This window comes from Acetobacter sp. DmW_136 (assembly GCF_008690365.1).
In the GTDB taxonomy this organism is placed as follows: domain Bacteria; phylum Pseudomonadota; class Alphaproteobacteria; order Acetobacterales; family Acetobacteraceae; genus Acetobacter; species Acetobacter oryzifermentans.
This window is the reverse complement of record NZ_VHON01000004.1, coordinates 1-15,441: the sequence shown is the minus strand read 5'-3', so window position 1 is coordinate 15,441 and position 15,441 is coordinate 1. Positions and strand designations below refer to the sequence as shown.

Annotated in this window: 14 protein-coding genes and 3 pseudogenes; 13 read left to right on the top strand and 4 right to left on the bottom strand. The window is 49.3% G+C overall.

The genetic code is table 11. From position 1 onward, the window contains the following. Window positions 1–285 precede the first annotated feature (285 nt). On the bottom strand, window positions 286–1,176 hold the full coding sequence (locus FKW31_RS00630; RefSeq protein ID WP_150177123.1) for a LysR family transcriptional regulator: 891 nt from the start codon (window positions 1,174–1,176) through the stop codon (window positions 286–288). A 155-nt stretch (window positions 1,177–1,331) separates the two neighbouring features. Here FKW31_RS00630 and FKW31_RS00625 point away from each other — a divergent pair. Continuing rightward, a pseudogene (locus tag FKW31_RS00625) lies at window positions 1,332–1,607 on the top strand (MFS transporter); the annotation flags it as partial. Between the two features lie 149 nt (window positions 1,608–1,756). Here the strand turns inward: FKW31_RS00625 and FKW31_RS00620 are convergent. Beyond that, entirely contained in the window at window positions 1,757–2,071 is a 315-nt protein-coding gene (locus FKW31_RS00620; RefSeq protein ID WP_370513034.1) for a MerR family DNA-binding protein, read from the bottom strand. On the opposite strand from FKW31_RS00620, the gene FKW31_RS00615 reads away from it, so the two are divergent. From FKW31_RS00615 to FKW31_RS00595, 5 genes and pseudogenes are all read left to right on the top strand, one after another. After that, window positions 1,955–2,551, top strand: a complete 597-nt coding sequence (locus FKW31_RS00615; RefSeq protein ID WP_370513033.1) for an alpha/beta fold hydrolase — start codon at window positions 1,955–1,957, stop codon at window positions 2,549–2,551. The two genes, FKW31_RS00620 and FKW31_RS00615, sit on opposite strands and share 117 nt — an antisense overlap. Before the next feature lie 89 nt (window positions 2,552–2,640). After that, a complete protein-coding gene (locus FKW31_RS00610; protein WP_150177121.1) occupies window positions 2,641–3,528 on the top strand; it encodes a LysR family transcriptional regulator in 888 nt (295 codons plus the stop codon). Window positions 3,529–3,620: 92 nt separating this feature from the next. Further along, window positions 3,621–4,478 (top strand): D-alanyl-D-alanine carboxypeptidase family protein, encoded by an 858-nt coding sequence (locus FKW31_RS00605; RefSeq protein ID WP_166443358.1) that lies wholly within the window; start codon window positions 3,621–3,623, stop codon window positions 4,476–4,478. Between the two features lie 52 nt (window positions 4,479–4,530). Then, window positions 4,531–5,373: an aminotransferase class IV gene (locus FKW31_RS00600; protein WP_166443357.1), complete on the top strand. Its 843-nt coding sequence runs from the start codon at window positions 4,531–4,533 to the stop codon at window positions 5,371–5,373. Between the two features lie 101 nt (window positions 5,374–5,474). Continuing rightward, a pseudogene (locus FKW31_RS00595) lies at window positions 5,475–5,977 on the top strand (IS5 family transposase); the annotation flags it as partial. 13 nt (window positions 5,978–5,990) lie between these two features. Here FKW31_RS00595 and FKW31_RS00590 read toward each other — a convergent pair. Beyond that, on the bottom strand, window positions 5,991–6,377 hold the full coding sequence (locus FKW31_RS00590; RefSeq protein WP_238332705.1) for a transposase: 387 nt from the start codon (window positions 6,375–6,377) through the stop codon (window positions 5,991–5,993). Window positions 6,378–6,687: 310 nt separating this feature from the next. Between FKW31_RS00590 and FKW31_RS16270 the strand changes: the two are divergent. From FKW31_RS16270 to FKW31_RS15955, 5 genes and pseudogenes are all read left to right on the top strand, one after another. Continuing rightward, window positions 6,688–6,804, top strand: a pseudogene (locus FKW31_RS16270) (DUF1348 domain-containing protein); the annotation flags it as partial. Between the two features lie 317 nt (window positions 6,805–7,121). Then, window positions 7,122–7,625 carry an RNA polymerase sigma factor gene (locus FKW31_RS00580; RefSeq protein ID WP_166443356.1) on the top strand — a complete coding sequence of 168 codons (504 nt, stop codon included), beginning with the start codon at window positions 7,122–7,124 and terminating at the stop codon, window positions 7,623–7,625. 98 nt (window positions 7,626–7,723) lie between these two features. Beyond that, window positions 7,724–8,686, top strand: a complete 963-nt coding sequence (locus FKW31_RS00575; RefSeq protein ID WP_150177113.1) for a FecR domain-containing protein — start codon at window positions 7,724–7,726, stop codon at window positions 8,684–8,686. Between the two features lie 131 nt (window positions 8,687–8,817). Beyond that, complete coding sequence (locus FKW31_RS00570; protein WP_150177111.1) at window positions 8,818–11,382, top strand: TonB-dependent siderophore receptor; 2,565 nt, start codon at window positions 8,818–8,820, stop codon at window positions 11,380–11,382. Window positions 11,383–11,721: 339 nt separating this feature from the next. Then, on the top strand, window positions 11,722–11,862 hold the full coding sequence (locus FKW31_RS15955) for a hypothetical protein (RefSeq protein WP_166443355.1): 141 nt from the start codon (window positions 11,722–11,724) through the stop codon (window positions 11,860–11,862). Window positions 11,863–12,266: 404 nt separating this feature from the next. Here FKW31_RS15955 and FKW31_RS00565 read toward each other — a convergent pair whose 3' ends face one another. Continuing rightward, window positions 12,267–13,199 carry a LysR family transcriptional regulator gene (locus FKW31_RS00565; RefSeq protein ID WP_150177109.1) on the bottom strand — a complete coding sequence of 311 codons (933 nt, stop codon included), beginning with the start codon at window positions 13,197–13,199 and terminating at the stop codon, window positions 12,267–12,269. A gap of 245 nt (window positions 13,200–13,444) precedes the next feature. On the opposite strand from FKW31_RS00565, the gene FKW31_RS15950 reads away from it, so the two are divergent. Both FKW31_RS15950 and FKW31_RS00560 read left to right on the top strand, forming a co-directional pair. Beyond that, window positions 13,445–13,591 (top strand): hypothetical protein, encoded by a 147-nt coding sequence (locus FKW31_RS15950; RefSeq protein ID WP_166443354.1) that lies wholly within the window; start codon window positions 13,445–13,447, stop codon window positions 13,589–13,591. Continuing rightward, window positions 13,570–15,441 (top strand): Hint domain-containing protein (locus FKW31_RS00560; RefSeq protein ID WP_370513032.1); only part of this gene is annotated, 1,872 nt, incomplete at its 3' end. The genes FKW31_RS15950 and FKW31_RS00560, both read left to right, overlap by 22 nt.

Genomic DNA, 15,441 nt, shown 5'->3' with positions numbered 1-15,441 from the left:
CTTTATGAGGGTAGGGGCATTTATTTCAGTAAGAGGTTATGTGCGTGCCGAGAAAAGTTCATTAAAACAGCCTATTAATCCCGCTTGGTTCTCAATTTGCGGTTGCAGCAACTTGAGAACCAATCCTGCCCCCCGCAAACAAAAATAAGTGTTTGAAAAGACAGAAGAAAAGCCACCCTCAAGGGCGGCTTTTTTGTAATTAAATCACACCGCAGGATGCAAATGGGACTGAAAGCGCAGCGTAGGTTGGGCTGATTTCACGTGTGCGTGAAGGTGGGAGCGAGGTCATTTTGACGGAAACAGATTCTCCGTCATGAAGTCGATGAACACCCTGAGCTTCGGTGGGAGATAGGGGCTGGACGGCCACAGAAGACGAAATACCCCAGAATGTTCGGTATGGTTGGACAGCACAGGAAGGAGGTGTCCGGTCCTGAGATGCTCGTGGAGCACGAAGTCCGGCAGGCTGACGATACCCAGCCCAGCTTCCGCCATGCTGATCAGCGGTTCCAGCGCCGAGGCAACAACGGTTGCCGGGAGTTCAATGGCCCCAGCCGGGCGATCCTGCCGCAGTGGCCATGCTTCCAGTTTTCCGGTTGTAGGATATCTGTGGCGCAGACAGACATGATGCACTAGATCCGCCGGTTTGATGGGTGTGCCATGGCGCTCCAGATAGATAGGACTGGCAACCAGCCGGTGATGGAACGTGCCGACGACACGGGTCATCAGGCGTGCGTCCGGAGCATCTCCAGTCCGGAGAACAACATCGAAGCCTTCGCCGATAACATCCACGAGACGATCGGTGAAATCAAGATCGGGCTCGATCTCCGGATAGGTCTGGATAAAGGTGTTGACCGCCGGCATCAGCAGCATGCCCACCATGGGGAGGCTCACGCGCAGACGTCCCGATGGTGTGGCGTGTGTATCGGCCAGTTCCTGTTCGGCAGCCGCGACTTCTTCCAGGATCCGACGGCAGCGCGCCAGAAAGAGATGTCCTTCCTGAGTCAGCGTGATCGTTCGCGTGCTGCGATGAAACAGCCTGGCGCCGAGACGCCCTTCAAGACGTGCAATGGCCTTGCCGACCGCAGAGGCGGACAGGCCCAGTTGCTGACCGGCGGCCGTGAAGCTGCGTGTTTCCGCAGCCTGTATGAAAATGGGAAGAGCACTCAGACTGTCCATCGCATGATCCGGCTATTGCGGACATTTCTGTCCATTATGTATGAAACTATAGCCTGATTAATCTGGAGCAGGGACCATCTTATCGTGAGGGCAATGAGCGGCGGCAAAGCGACAGACAGCTTTGCGCCACGACATGCTTTGGGGTGGGTGATTCCATGACTTCAGAAACGATTGAATGCAATCTGTCCACATCGGGACGTCTGCCACTGGGAGGCCTCCTGGCTTTGGCCACGGCCGGGTTCATCACCATCCTGACCGAGGCTCTGCCGGCAGGCCTGCTGCCCCAGATGGGCAGGAGTCTGAACGTATCGGATGCGATGGTGGGGCAGCTTGTCACACTGTACGCAATCGGTTCCCTTGTCGCGGCCATCCCGCTGACCAGCGCCACGCAGGGCTGGCGACGGCGCAGGCTGCTGCTCTGTGCCCTGATGATTGTTCAAACTGGACAATTTCATCGCTCTGCAAGCGTGTGCTGACAGGGCCTGCTGGCACAGCAAAGTCAGTGTGGAAACATCGGCGGAGATGCATCATCTGCTCGGATGGAGAGCAAGGTCGCATTGCAAGGCTTCTGGGGGGATAATCAGTCCAGATCGTCGAGATAGCGCGATAGAACTTCCCGGCTACTCTGCATGGTGGCGATCCGTTCATCGATTTTCTGACGGTCTACACGCAGGAGCGCGCGGAGATCATTGCAGGGGTGGAAGTTGGGTTTTTCGTCGATGACGCACGGCAGAATACGACGGATTGCATCGAGTTTCAGTCCCGCATCGCTCAACATCTGGATACGGCGGACAGCGATTTCGTCGTCCTCGTCGTAGTCGCGACAGCCGAAAGCTTTTCCATCATCGGTTTCTCGCTCGGCGCTGCGATCGCCATAGCGGCTACGGCCGAGCACAAGGAGAGAATACGGTCGCTCGTCCTGTTGAACGGCTTTGCGCATGCGGGAGATGCCCGGTCGCAACTGGAGTTCAGGTTCTGGCGCGATCTGATCGACCGTGACCGCGATGCGCTGGTGCGTTTGATCCTGCTGACGGGCTTTACGCCTGAGTGGTTCGATGCCCTGTCTGTCGAAGACGTGGACGCCATCATGAGCCGTATGGTATCGGAGACCAACTGGTCGGGCATGAGGCGCCAGATTGATGTCGATCTGCTTGTCGATGTCCGCCGGGAGACCGCCAGCCTGTCATGTCCGACACTGGTGATCGGTAGCCTATACGATCACATGGTGTCGCCTGCGCATAGCCGCGAACTGACACGCCTGGTTCCGGGCGCGCGGCATGTTGAAATCGCATCCGGTCATCTGGCTCCGATGGAGCACCCGTCGCGGGTTCTGGACGTCATCGAGCCATTCTTGCGCACTACGCCAACATCATGATGGCGGTTCGGCAATCTCGTTCTTGTCAGGGAAGAACGAGATTGCCCTGCACCATTTGTTAAAAATAGAATTCATCATAAAAGAATTCTATGGACATCAAGTGGCTTGAAGATTTCATCACGCTAGCGCGGTTGCAGAGTTTTTCACGCGCAGCGGAAGAGCGCCATGTGACGCAGTCGGCTTTCAGTCGTCGTATTCAGGCTTTGGAAACATGGGTGGGAGTCCCATTACTCGATCGCAGCCGCTTCCCTGCGACTTTAACGCCAGAAGGACGTCGCTTCAGGGAAACGGCGGAAGAGACCCTTCGTAATCTTCTTCACAGTCGTGCATCGCTGACGGCGTCTTCGCAAAATGATGTACCAACCATAGCCGTGGCAGCGCTGCACACGTTATCGGTTACGTTTTTTCCTCAATGGCTTTCTGAAATCGAAAAGTCCATCGGACCATGTGGTAGTCGCTTGTTGCCAGATGACTTCCATAACTGCATGGCCGCTATCGTCGACGGTTTCTATGATTTTTTTCTGACCTTTTATCATGAAGCTGTTCCTCTGCTTCTTCATCCAAACCAGTTTCCTCATTGTATTGTTGCTCAGGACTTTCTTGTTCCTGTTGGTCTTCCTTTACACAAGCCTCAGTCAAGCTTCCTATCTCCCTTGCTGACCTATAGTCCGAACTCATTCCTCGGCCAGATATGCCAGTGTCAGGAAGCGCAGGCCGTTCTACCTTACGGGCCTGATACTGTTCGGCATGTGAATGAAAATGCCATGGCAGAAGGGCTCAGGAAGATGGTTCTGGCAGGGCACGGACGTGCATGGTTGCCCAGAAGTCTGATTGAAAAAGACCTCGAAACCCATGAGATGATTGCCTTGGGGAAAGAAATTCCTCTGGAAATCCGACTGTATCGCAAAGCAGAACATACGCGTTCGGTTGTCGAACAGGTCTGGCAGGCATCTCAGCAGATCGCCTTATGCAAATAAGGAATAATCCAGACTGAAGCGGCATTGGACGGGGTGCGATGGCTCCTTTAGGCAGGCCTGAGTGTTGTCGGAAGCGGGCGGGCCGAGCCATCGTGTTGAATAAAGTAAAAGCTGTCATGCTCTGCCTGAGCTTAAGCTTGCTGATTGATGCACCCCAAAGTCACGCTCAAACCTTCCAGACGAGCGCGCCGGTGGCCTTGGTTGAAGATGTCACGGTTGGCCGTATTTTAATGCAAAAAGATGCGGATCGTCCGATAGCTCCGGCTTCCATGACAAAAATCATGACAGCCTATGTGATTTTCGATCTGATTGACCAAGGAAAAATGAGGCTGGAGCAAGCCATCACAATCAGCCCATCAGTGTGGAAGAGATGGCACGGTAAGCAGGGCGGCGCGACAATGTTCCTCCGTGCGGGCGAGACTGTCTCGGTTGAAAATCTTCTCAACGGGATGCTGGCCGTCTCAGGAAACGATGCCACATACGCGCTGGCTTCGAGTATTCCCGGTGGCCTCGATGCGTTTGTCGCATTGATGAACAAGGCGGCCCCGAGCATCGGGCTGGCCGACAGTTATTTCAGTTCACCCAACGGGTGGTCGGACAATGATACAACACGGACAACAGCGCGCGACCTGGTTCTTTTAGCCCGGAAGACAATTGAGCGTTTTCCTCAATTTTATGTAAAATTCTACCAACAGAAAGAATTTCTGTGGGGTAAAAGTCCAACCGGACAGTTGATCCGACAACATAACAAGAACCCGTTGTTTGGCCACATAGACCGCGCAGACGGACTGAAAACCGGATTTACGACAAATGCCGGCTATTGTTTCACCGGTTCGGCAACAAAAAACAATCATCGCATTATCATGGTGATCGCAGGTTTGCCTTCTGCACATGCACGCACTGAGGAGGCGATCCGTCTCATGCAAATGGTCCTGGGCACTATCCCTTAGAAATTTTTACCAAAGTAACGCATTCCCCTACGAGATGAGAAAGGTTTTGAGTATGTCTATTGTTTTTCTCAATGGCGCATATGTCCGTGCTGAAGATGCGCGTATTTCCCCTTTTGATCGAGGTTTCACATTTGGAGAGGGCGTTTACGAAGTCTGTATCGCTGTAAATGGAAAATTCGTTGATGCTCCAGCGCATTTCGCCCGTCTGGATCGTTCTCTTGCCGCATGCGGTATAGCCCCCCCTCCCGAAAGGGCGGATCTGGACAGCATCATGCAAGAACTATTGCGAAAAAATGATGTCACAACAGGACTAATTTATCTTCAGGTAACATCCGGCGTATCTCCGCGCAATTTCACGATCCGTCCTGAGGGGCGATCCACACTTCTGATGCTGGCGCAGGCTTCTGACTTTGAACAGACCTCTGCCTTTCGCGAGGGTATTCATGTCCAACTGCGAGAAGATATTCGCTGGCTCCACCGCGACATCAAGACGACCATGTTGATGCCTCAGGTTATGGCCAAACGTGATGCCCTTGCTCATGGTGTGTCCGATACGTTGTTCTACGACGAACAGGGGATTACGGAAGGGGCCTCCTCAAATGTGTTTCTGGTGGATGCATATGGAACGCTTGTGACGCGGCCCTTGTCCAATCGACTGCTGGCAGGATGTACGCGTGAGCGTATTCTGGATCTGGCAAGGGGAGCAGGTTTCTCTATTGAGAAGCGTCCGATCCAACGTGCTGAACTTGCGACGGCAACAGAGTGTTTCGTGACCAGCGCGACCTACCTGATCGCACCAGTTCTTACGATTGATGGCGTCTCAATTGCCGACGGCCAGGTCGGGCCAATCACACGCACGCTTCAGCGTTTATACTGCAATTATATGAACGACTGAATCCTGTGTGGAACAGGATCTTGCCTATACAAAGCCCAGCATTGCTCCTGACAGGAACAGTGCTGTCAGAACAAGTGAGAGATAGGTCTGCTGCGAAAACCGAGCCTCAGACGATTATGATTGATGCGACGTATCTCAAGGCGCACCGCACGGCTTCGAGCCTGCGGCTAAAAAAGGGGATCCAGGCCGCCTGATCGGTCGCACCAAAGGCGGTATGAATACCAAGCTGCATGCGGTCACCGATCAGAACGGACGACCGCTGAGCTTTTTCATGACTGCGGGGCAGATTAGCGATTATACCGGTGCCGCTGCCCTGCTGGACAGTCTTCCTGCAGCAGAATGGATGCTGGGAGATCGCGGGTATGACGCCGACTGGTTCAGGGACGCCCTGGAAGAGAAAGGTATAAAGCCCTGCATTCCAGGACGGAAATCTCGCGGAAAACCGGTCAAATACGACAAGCGAAAATATAAACGCCGCAATCGCATCGAGATTATGTTCGGAAGGCTCAAGGACTGGCGGCGGGTCGCAACCCGCTACGACAGATGCCCGACCGTCTTCTTCTCAGCCGTCTGCCTCGCCGCAACCGTCATCTTCTGGCTATGAGTATCCGTCTTGGTCAAGTGTGACGTGGTTCCCATAATCGGTCATTGCGTAACAGAACGTTTGCCAGAATGACGAGACGCCTCATGAGAGCTGTCAGAGCCACTTTTGCATGCTTTCCGGTAAACTTTCTTGCGTGCCGCGGATTGATCCGTGAGAATAGGATGCTGGCCTTGGCTAGATGACTCTCCAGTTGACGATGGAAAGGGCCGGTCGCCTCGAAGACAACATGTACAGCACGTTGCCTACCAATCCACCGTAGAAGCGTTCTGAGGCCTTTCGTATCGTTGGAAGTCTGGATCAGGTCACCAGATGGATATTGAGCGGCATCAAGATGATCCTTGGAAACGTCAATGCCAACAACAACGGCATTACTCTCCAGCTTGGCGCATGTCTGTGCCATTTCCCATTGTCCTATGCTTGTCATCCGGGATTTTCTCCCAGGTATCCGTTCAGGCCCGAGGAAAAGAAGAGGCGATCATACTCATTCGCGGCCCATCATGGCCTGTCCTGACCCGACCCGCTCTCTCCAGCAGTCAGGAGGTGGCCACCTCCTGACTGCTGCCTTTATCGCACATACAGCGACCCGGATTTCATAAGACAAGTCCTGAGCCTAAACGCTCCGGGAACGGCCCGGTGCATACGCTCGCGATCACGGAAGCAGGTGTCGGCGGCGATCGCCTCGATAGGAATAGCGGAATGCTCCAGATGCTCGCGCGCGGCTTACCTCGATCAATGACTTGCCGATCGATATCGGTGCCCGGCTTTTTCATTGGTCGCAGGGGAGGCGACCAGTGGGCCACCCAAGTCTTTCGGATTTGGGGTTGTAGAGAGCGACAAGGCAATTGATCAAAAAAATCTTCCTCTTCCCCAGTCATTTAGCTATGCTGCCAACCGTTCAACGAACCTCCTGACAAGTAGCAGTTTTCTTTAGTTGCGTGCTCCTGCAACCAGATTTCCATCATAATTCACTCACCATCGACGTGTAGAACCCGTTGCCGTTAGCCTCATGAGGTGTATGGCAATGGGTCTCTTTTTGTTCTCCTTGTCGTTAAGATCGCCTTCGCGTAGTTAAAATGCGAATAGTTCTTATTTAGAAGGACGACTCTGTGTAATTGGGTCGCAGTGAGTGTGGAAAGGTACTTCCGTGGCGGGCAACAGTGACCTGCTGACATGCTACCTCGCTAATCGCGGTGATCTGTTGAAATACGCAGCCGGGATAACGGGTGACTACGTACACGCCGAAGACCTCCTTCAGGAAGTCTGGATCAGGTGTCAATCCTCTGAAAAGCCTGAGAAGCCTCTGCATTTTCTGTATCGTGTCGTGCGCAATCTGGCCGTGGACAAATACCGCGCACAGGGACGTGCACGGAAGCGGTTTGTTCAGACAGATGACAGCACCATCGATTCAGTCCCGGCTCCCACAGCCGATGCTGAGACAAATATGTCTGGCCGTCAGGAATTGGCAGTCGTCATGGCGGCGCTTGATGGGCTTCCTGAAAAAACAAAACGTGCTGTTTTGTTGTGTCGGTTCGAAGGGTGGAAACTGCGGGAAATTGCGGTTGAGCTTGATATTCCGATAGGATCAGTGCATCGGATGATCGCGCAGGGGTTGGAGCATTGCCGTAAGCACCTCTATTCCTCTGAATAACTCTTTGTCGCACGAAAATAAATTATCCATGAACGTGTTCTTGTTGGGGCCTGTTGCAATGCTCCAAGGTGCAATGGCTACCCGAAAGGAATCTGTACATGAACGTGCAGGATGAGGTTGAAGAGTTTCAGCCTTCCAATGCAGCGGAATGGTTTCTTGTGTTGCGTGATGATCCAGATGACGTAAGCCTTCGGGCGCGCTTTGAGGTCTGGCTCAAGGAAAAGCCAGAGCGCCAGCGGGAATGGGCACAGATTTCGCATACAATGTCGGTTCTGCGCATGGTAGAGCCAACTCAGGACATGGCATCTCCTGTTGTACTGAAATATCGTGCTACGGTTGTCCGGCGGCGAGTGGTTGCATCGTTATCGCTTGCCGCTGCTGCCGTTGTGGCGGGAGTCATCTGGGGGCCAGATGCGCTTTTGCGCTTGCGGGCGGATCATGTGACTGGGTGGGCGGAAACGCGTACGATTGCCCTTGCTGATGGCAGTCAGATTATCATGGCTCCGGAGAGCGCTATTGATACAGACGATACAAAAGGACAGCGGGAAGTTCGCCTATTGAAGGGTGAGGCTCTGTTCACCGTCATGCATGATCCGGCTCATCCTTTTAGGGTGATTGCTGGCCATTTTACGATTACAGATGTGGGCACCGTGTTTGATGTGAAGGCAGGCGGAGGCGGAACCGAGGCGGTTGCTGTTCGTGAAGGGCGTGTGTCGATTGTGAATGCTGGTTCTCACGATGCTCCGGTTTTACTGGACGCTGGACAGGCCTTTCAGATGAAGGCCGGTAAAGGCATGACTGACGCTGTTGTTCCGCAGGAGGTCGGTCTATGGGCGCAGGGGTTCTATGTTGCTCATAGTCAACCCGTTTCCGAAGTGGTTGGCACGTTAAGTCACTATATGCGCGGGACTGTTCTGGTGCGTGGTCATGGCCTTGGCGCAGAGAAGGTAAGTGGGCTGTACAAGCTTTCCAATGCACGATCAGCCCTTCAGACATTAGCGGATGGCCAGAATGCGCGTGTCTGGAATGTCACACCTTGGCTGACTATCCTTAATCGCTAATTTTTTTTCGCCTTGGTGCGATTAAAAACGATCCTTCGTTCGTGTTCACAATAACGAGGAAAATGCGTGTCATTCTCATATGGCAACCGCAACCTCAATAGAATGGACATGGCCGAAAGGGCACGCAGATTATGGCGCGGACAGGTTGGACGGTTTCTCATTCCAAGGCTTTTTGGGCGCGAAGAGCCTTATTTCTTGCTTCATCAACCATGTTGGGTGGTGCTGCCATCGGCACAGTATCCGCTACGGCAGCTCCGGTTGTATCTATTGCCACAAAGTCGTTCCAGATCAGCCCCCAGTCTTTGGCAAACGCTTTAACCACTTTTGGGATGCAAAGTGGCTGGCAGATATCGGTGCCTGATACTCTTACAGCAAAATTGAGCAGCCCAGGCGTGTCTGGTAGTTTTGCGCCTGATATTGCTCTTTCTCATTTGCTGGCAGGAACAGGCCTTACTTATCAGGTTTCAGGCTCTCACAGCGTTATTATCAAAAAAGCTTCTGCCAGCATCACGCTTGGCCCTGTTCGTGTAGGGGGGACAGTCACGCATCAAAATCCCACGGGGCCTAGAGTAGGATACGTTGCCACGACTACGATGGCTGGAACTAAAACTGACACACCACTTACGGAAATTCCCAACTCGATTTACGTCGTGACAAAACAACTGATGCAGGATCAGCAGCCACAAAACGTGGCTGAAGCACTTCGCTATACGCCAGGGGTATATTCGGAAAGCCTGGGAAATTACCAAAATGGAAGCGGTATAGCAGGAAGCGCGCAAGGGATAGAACAACGGGGGTTCGATACTTCGAACTTTGTCGATGGTCTGCAACTTAATAGTGCAAGTGCCGGAGAGACTGCTTTTATTGAAAGAATTGAGGCTATCAACGGACCTGCTTCTGTCATGTACGGTCAGACAAATCCCGGTGGCATGATCAGTACCAGTCTAAAAAAGCCTACTGATACGCCGTTACATCAAGTTTCAGTTGGTTTTGGTAGTTGGGGTCGCTATGAAACGACGGCTGATATCAGTGATAAGATAACAAAAAATGGAAATCTACGTTATCGTATCGCGGCGATCGGAGTGACTTCCGGGACGCAGGTTGATCATATTGACTATCATCGTGTCGGGGTTCTTCCGTCTATCACGTGGGACATTGATCATAAAACATCCCTGACTTTGTTAGGAATGTATATGTACACGCCTGGCAACGGTACGAATTATATGCAGTATCCGACATGTGGCACATTAATTCAAAATAGTAGTTGTCCCCGGATACCTCGAAATACGTTTGCTGGGTATAAAAGCTGGAACCAGCAAGGCTCTAAAGAAGCTATGTTTGAAATGATGTTCAATCATAAATTCAGCGATGTTATTTCTTTTTCTCAAGTATTTCGGTATGAAGACTCTCGTAGTAAAACGGAGGATACTTATAGTAACGGCTACAGTACTAACGGTTATGAAAACTCATACACAGAGCTTACTCCATGGTCGATCCGAGGTCGTTCTCAAACTATTGGATTGGATTCCCGTATTTATGGAAAGTTTTCAACTGGACCTATGAAGCACACCTGGGTTGTTGGATCGGATTTTAGGGAGCTAAAATACACACAGAATGCGCTTTTTGACTATACCAACGACTACATACAGAACACGTATCGTCCTACACTAAATACGCCGGTATGTGTGGATATCAATTCTCCGTCCTGCGTGGTGTATGGCAGTGTTGGCCCTTACAATTATTTCCAAGAAGGAGTTTACTTCCAAGATCAGATTAAGTGGAAAGGATTATCAATTCTTCTGGGAGGTAGAGAGGACTGGGTGAGTTATGACAAAGATAGATATTCCGTAAATAACGACAATGATAATCATACAATTACTTACAAAAGACAAGCGGACACATTGCAACCGCAACATGCGTTCACGTGGAGAGCGGGTTTAATATATAATACTAAATTTGGTTTATCGCCTTATTTCAGTTACTCGACCTCCTTTGTTCCGCAGGCGGGTCAGACAAATTATTTGGGACAATCATTTGCTCCTTTAACAGGCAAGCAGCTTGAAGCGGGACTAAAATATAAGGTACCACATAAGGATATTCTACTGACAGCGGCAGCGTTTCATATTGATGAAAATCATTATCTTATAAACGATTTAGAGCATTCTGGATTTAGTACAGACGGGGGACGAGTGCGGTCTCAGGGTTTTGAAGTGTCGGCAAATGCGAATGTTACAAAGGATCTGCGTTTTGTCGCATCCTACACTTATACCGACATCCGGTTCGCAAAGACTAACGAAACTGCGCAACGGGAAGATATCTATGGAAACTATTATGGTAATGCGGTTTCAGAGGCTGGAAAAGCAGTTCCTTACATGCCGCGCAATATGTTTTCAGTCTTTGCAGATTATACTGTCCCATCAAAGTGGGCAAAGGGGTTGGGTATAAACTGGGGAATGAGGTACGTCGGATACTCTTACGTAGATAACGTAGAATCATTTAAAACGCCCTCGTACATATTATTTGACATTGGAGCTCATTATGATTTCGGACAAATTAACACCGCGTTGAGAGGACTAAAAGCGCAATTATCTGTATCGAATCTCACAAACAAGTATTACGTAACGAGCTGCGATGGTTACTTCTGCTATGTTGGTCAAGGACGCCGCCTATATGGGAACCTGACGTATAACTGGTGAAATTTCTCCGCCCCGAACTACGACATCTTTTCCCTATTATTTTTAGCATCTTACCCCTCGTCTAAATGTCAAACTCGTGGGGCAGCCTCGCAGCAAGAAGCGTGGACTTGTCCCCGGCAAGATGTGTGTGGGGCGTCCCTGCAATTTCCATAAGGTCATGCCGCAAGGCGTGAGAACTCAATGTAATCAGAAAAGAGGGAGGGGCTGCCTGACAGGTGCGGCATGTTTTGCCGTACCCGGTCGGTGGCTCCCCAGCCGAAAGGATTGTCCCCATGCCATCCGACATCCGGCATTCCGAGGCCGATCTGGCCATCCTCAGAACTCTCCCGGCCTCCGCCCTTGCCCGGGGCCTTCATGCGGCGCTGGTTCCACTATGGCGACGATTACAACGATATGCGCCAGCACTTTCAGATCGGTGCGCTGGCGCTGACAGACCGGTTGGGATATCTTGGCCCGGTAACCCTGTGCCGAGAGCCGTAAGATATGGCACAGCCTCTCGATTGGACATTCGTGCCGATGTCTATAGATGAAGGCGAACCTCATGGTTTTTGGCTCGCGAAAAACTGGTGAACTTTTTTAGGATTTCCTTCTTCTCCCGCAGAATTCGGTTCTCCATGCGAAGACGTTCATTCTCACGGTCTCGCGCTTGAAATCTTCCGTATGTTTCATGGTCTCGTCGGTCTCCTGATACGAGCTTAAAACGCTCAGATAACCAGTACAAAGCCGTTACAAGTTCAAGAAACCTAGTAATCAGAAAGCTGCTGAACCATTCTTGATGTTGAATTGTTTACGAAGCTGGCAATAGCCCCAGCTCTCCAGAACGTGCCATTTATACAGTTTGTAAGTAATATTGAATTAAATAAATATATTTATAATTATAGTAATCAAATGTTTTTCATATTATTTATCATAAAATCCCATACGTATTGAGTAGGTATAGTCATTTTTGTCTCTCGTAAGCAAATTGCTCCCACATCTAATTCCATTTCTGGAAGAAATTTCAATGGTACATCGGGGTACAAACCTCTCTCTTTTAACAGACTTACAGGCACAAGGGTAAACGCATTGACAAGATTTACCAAATTTTCACTACCTACAGAAGAATTTATTTCAATACGTTGTTCCGGTAGAGAAAGGTTTTTAGCCTTAAGAATAAAATCAAACCGATCTCTCATCGCCATTCCTGGAACAGGAATAATCCATATTTTTTTAGAAAACTCGCTCCAATTTTCTAAAACATCAGGTATTGAATAAATTTTTTCATTATTTATCACTACATACTGCTCTCTTCCTAATACTTGAATTTTTAATTTCTTATCAGACTGTATATCTGAAACATTCGCAAAAATAAAATCATAAACATTATTTTTTAATCTAGACAACAAATAAGGCCGTGATGCGTATTCTAAAGTTAAATTAATACTGTGGTGTGCCTTTTTTATTTTAGAAATATTTATCAAAATAGGATTTTGCAACATTACTGCTTGAAATCCTATTTTTATATCTCCAATAATATTTTCTTTATGAAAAGAAATATTTGATAATAAATTTTTAAGTTCAAAATCTATTCTCTGGCCCGTTTCAATAAAATGTTTACATACAGAATTCGGAATAAAACAGCCATTTTTTCGAATAAATATCTTAATACCAATAATATTTTCTAACTCTAGACATGCTTTTGAAACAGCCGCGGGGGTTACATTGAGATGTTCTGCCGTTAGCCGAATGCTCTGAGTAGCTGCAAGTATCGCAATTATTCTAAAATATCGTAATTTTATATTATTTCGAAAATCATTTGGCATACTAGGAATGGTCATTTTTTAAAAACCCGTAAAAAATATAATAATTACAACATTAATATAATTAAATTATTTAAAATGCAATTATTTTTGGAAAAACCAAACAGTTTATGAATATCAAATTTTTTTCTCTGGCCTTTGTTATGAAAACATATACATTCATCGCAATTGGGCGTTACGCTATCCGTTATCCTTAATGACTTAGTGCGAATGGAATATCACCCAAAGAGGACGTCTTACGTAAGTTTTAAAGGATGTAATCAATGACTACTTCAGCATATACTAGCGGACAAATAGCAACCGGCGGTGTTTCAGATTTTCAAGAAATATTATCTTCTGGAGCAAAAGGGGAATACCAAACAATTACGTCAACCGGTGAAAAATACTCATATATAGCGGCGCGGTTCTAGTCGAGCAAAAGGGAAGTTCTAATTACGGAGCATACGATGGCGGTAAAATATTAGTTTACTCTGGAGGTACGCTTGTCGGTGGGAGTATTAATTCAGGTGGAACAGTTTTCACCACTCCTGGTGCCATTCTTTCTGGTAGTATTTCTGTAGTAAGTGGTGGGATATTATCACATTGGGATAAGACAGAGAGTGGGGGATCACTCGCATCAGGTGCATCAATTACCGTTTCTGCTGGTGGAATAGTTAATGGAATTACGGTTCTTTCTAATTCCTATATAGCCGATGGTGTTGATGGACAAGTCGCCAATACCATTGTTTCCAGTGGTGGCAATTTAAGTGTGGCTGGTACAGCTTCCAATACGACTGTCGATTCTGGTGGTGTTATAAAAGTTACCTCTGGAGGCACAGCCACAGATAGCACCATTAATGGTGGTTCGGCAGGTATTAGTGCGAATGGTGTTCTGAATACAGCTACGGTTGGAAGTAACGGTATAATAACCGTGAGCTCTGGAGGTTCCGCCAATGCTGTTACTGTAAATACATCAGGTGCTCTGGTCGTTTCAAAGGGCGGCATTCTTTCTGCTACGGTAGTTTCCAGTGGTGGCGAACTAGCTGTGGCTGGTACAGCTTCCAATACGACTGTCGATTCTGGTGCTGTTATAGAAATTACTTCTGGTGGCACAGCCACAGGCACGACTGTTAATAGCGGCGGTTTGGTTTATGCGGATAGTAATAGCATTCTAGACACAACCACCGTTTCCAATGGTGGACAGGTCAGCGTTGCCAGCGGTGCTACTATTTCCGGCACACTTACCCTAGAAAATGGCGGTTCCGCAACCATCTGGAACAACGTTGGCGGTTCTGTGGATCTGCAGGGAGGCAGCAACACCGGATTGGTCATCTCTGGGTTGGCATCAGGCGGAACACTCAATACTGTCATCAACGGGTTCGACGGCGCTTCTGCAAGCAATTCGGACAGCATCGAACTGGCCGGCGTAAAAGCGGCAGATGTCTCCAATGTAAGCTATCCCACTGCAAATCAAGTCCAACTGACACTGAACAATGGCAACACCATCACGTTGAACATTGTTGGTGTTGGCAATTATGGCTTTACCTTAACCGATGGTGCTGACGGTTGGCTAAGCTATGAGGTGTGCTTCCTCTCCGGCAGCATGATCCGCACACCAGAAGGCGATGTGGCGGTTGAAAACCTCCAGATCGGTGATCGGGTTGTTGCGCTTGACTGGAAGAACAATAAGGAAGCCTCCCACCGGGTAGCCTGGGTTGGCAAGGCGCATGCAACCGTTCGCCCCGAGCTCTCTGATGATGAGGCAGGATATCCTGTGCGTATTCTCAAAGATGCCATTGCGCAAGGCGTGCCCTACAAAGACATGCTGATTACGCCAGAACATTGCTTGTTCTTTGAAGGTAAGTTTGTACCCGCGCGTATGTTAGTGAATGGTGTTTCTATCTTCTATGATAAATCCATTACTTCTTACGATTACTATCACGTCGAAACCGAGCAGCATTCTGTCATTACGGCTGATGGTATGTTGACAGAAAGCTATCTGGACACGGGTAACCGCTCTTCTTTCCGTCAGGAAGGTAAGATTGCCACCCTGCGGAATGCCGCAAGGAATTGGGACAACGATGCTGGCGCTCCACTATGCGTGGAACGATCCTTTGTTGAACCTCTGTTTCACAAACTACTGAGCCGCGTTACCACCGGTGTGTCTACATCTCACCAAAATACAGCGCTCACAAACGACCCAGATCTACATCTCGTCACGGAAAGCGGGGCCATCATTCGCCCCATTCGCCATGATGGTGAGCGTTACAGCTTTATGCTG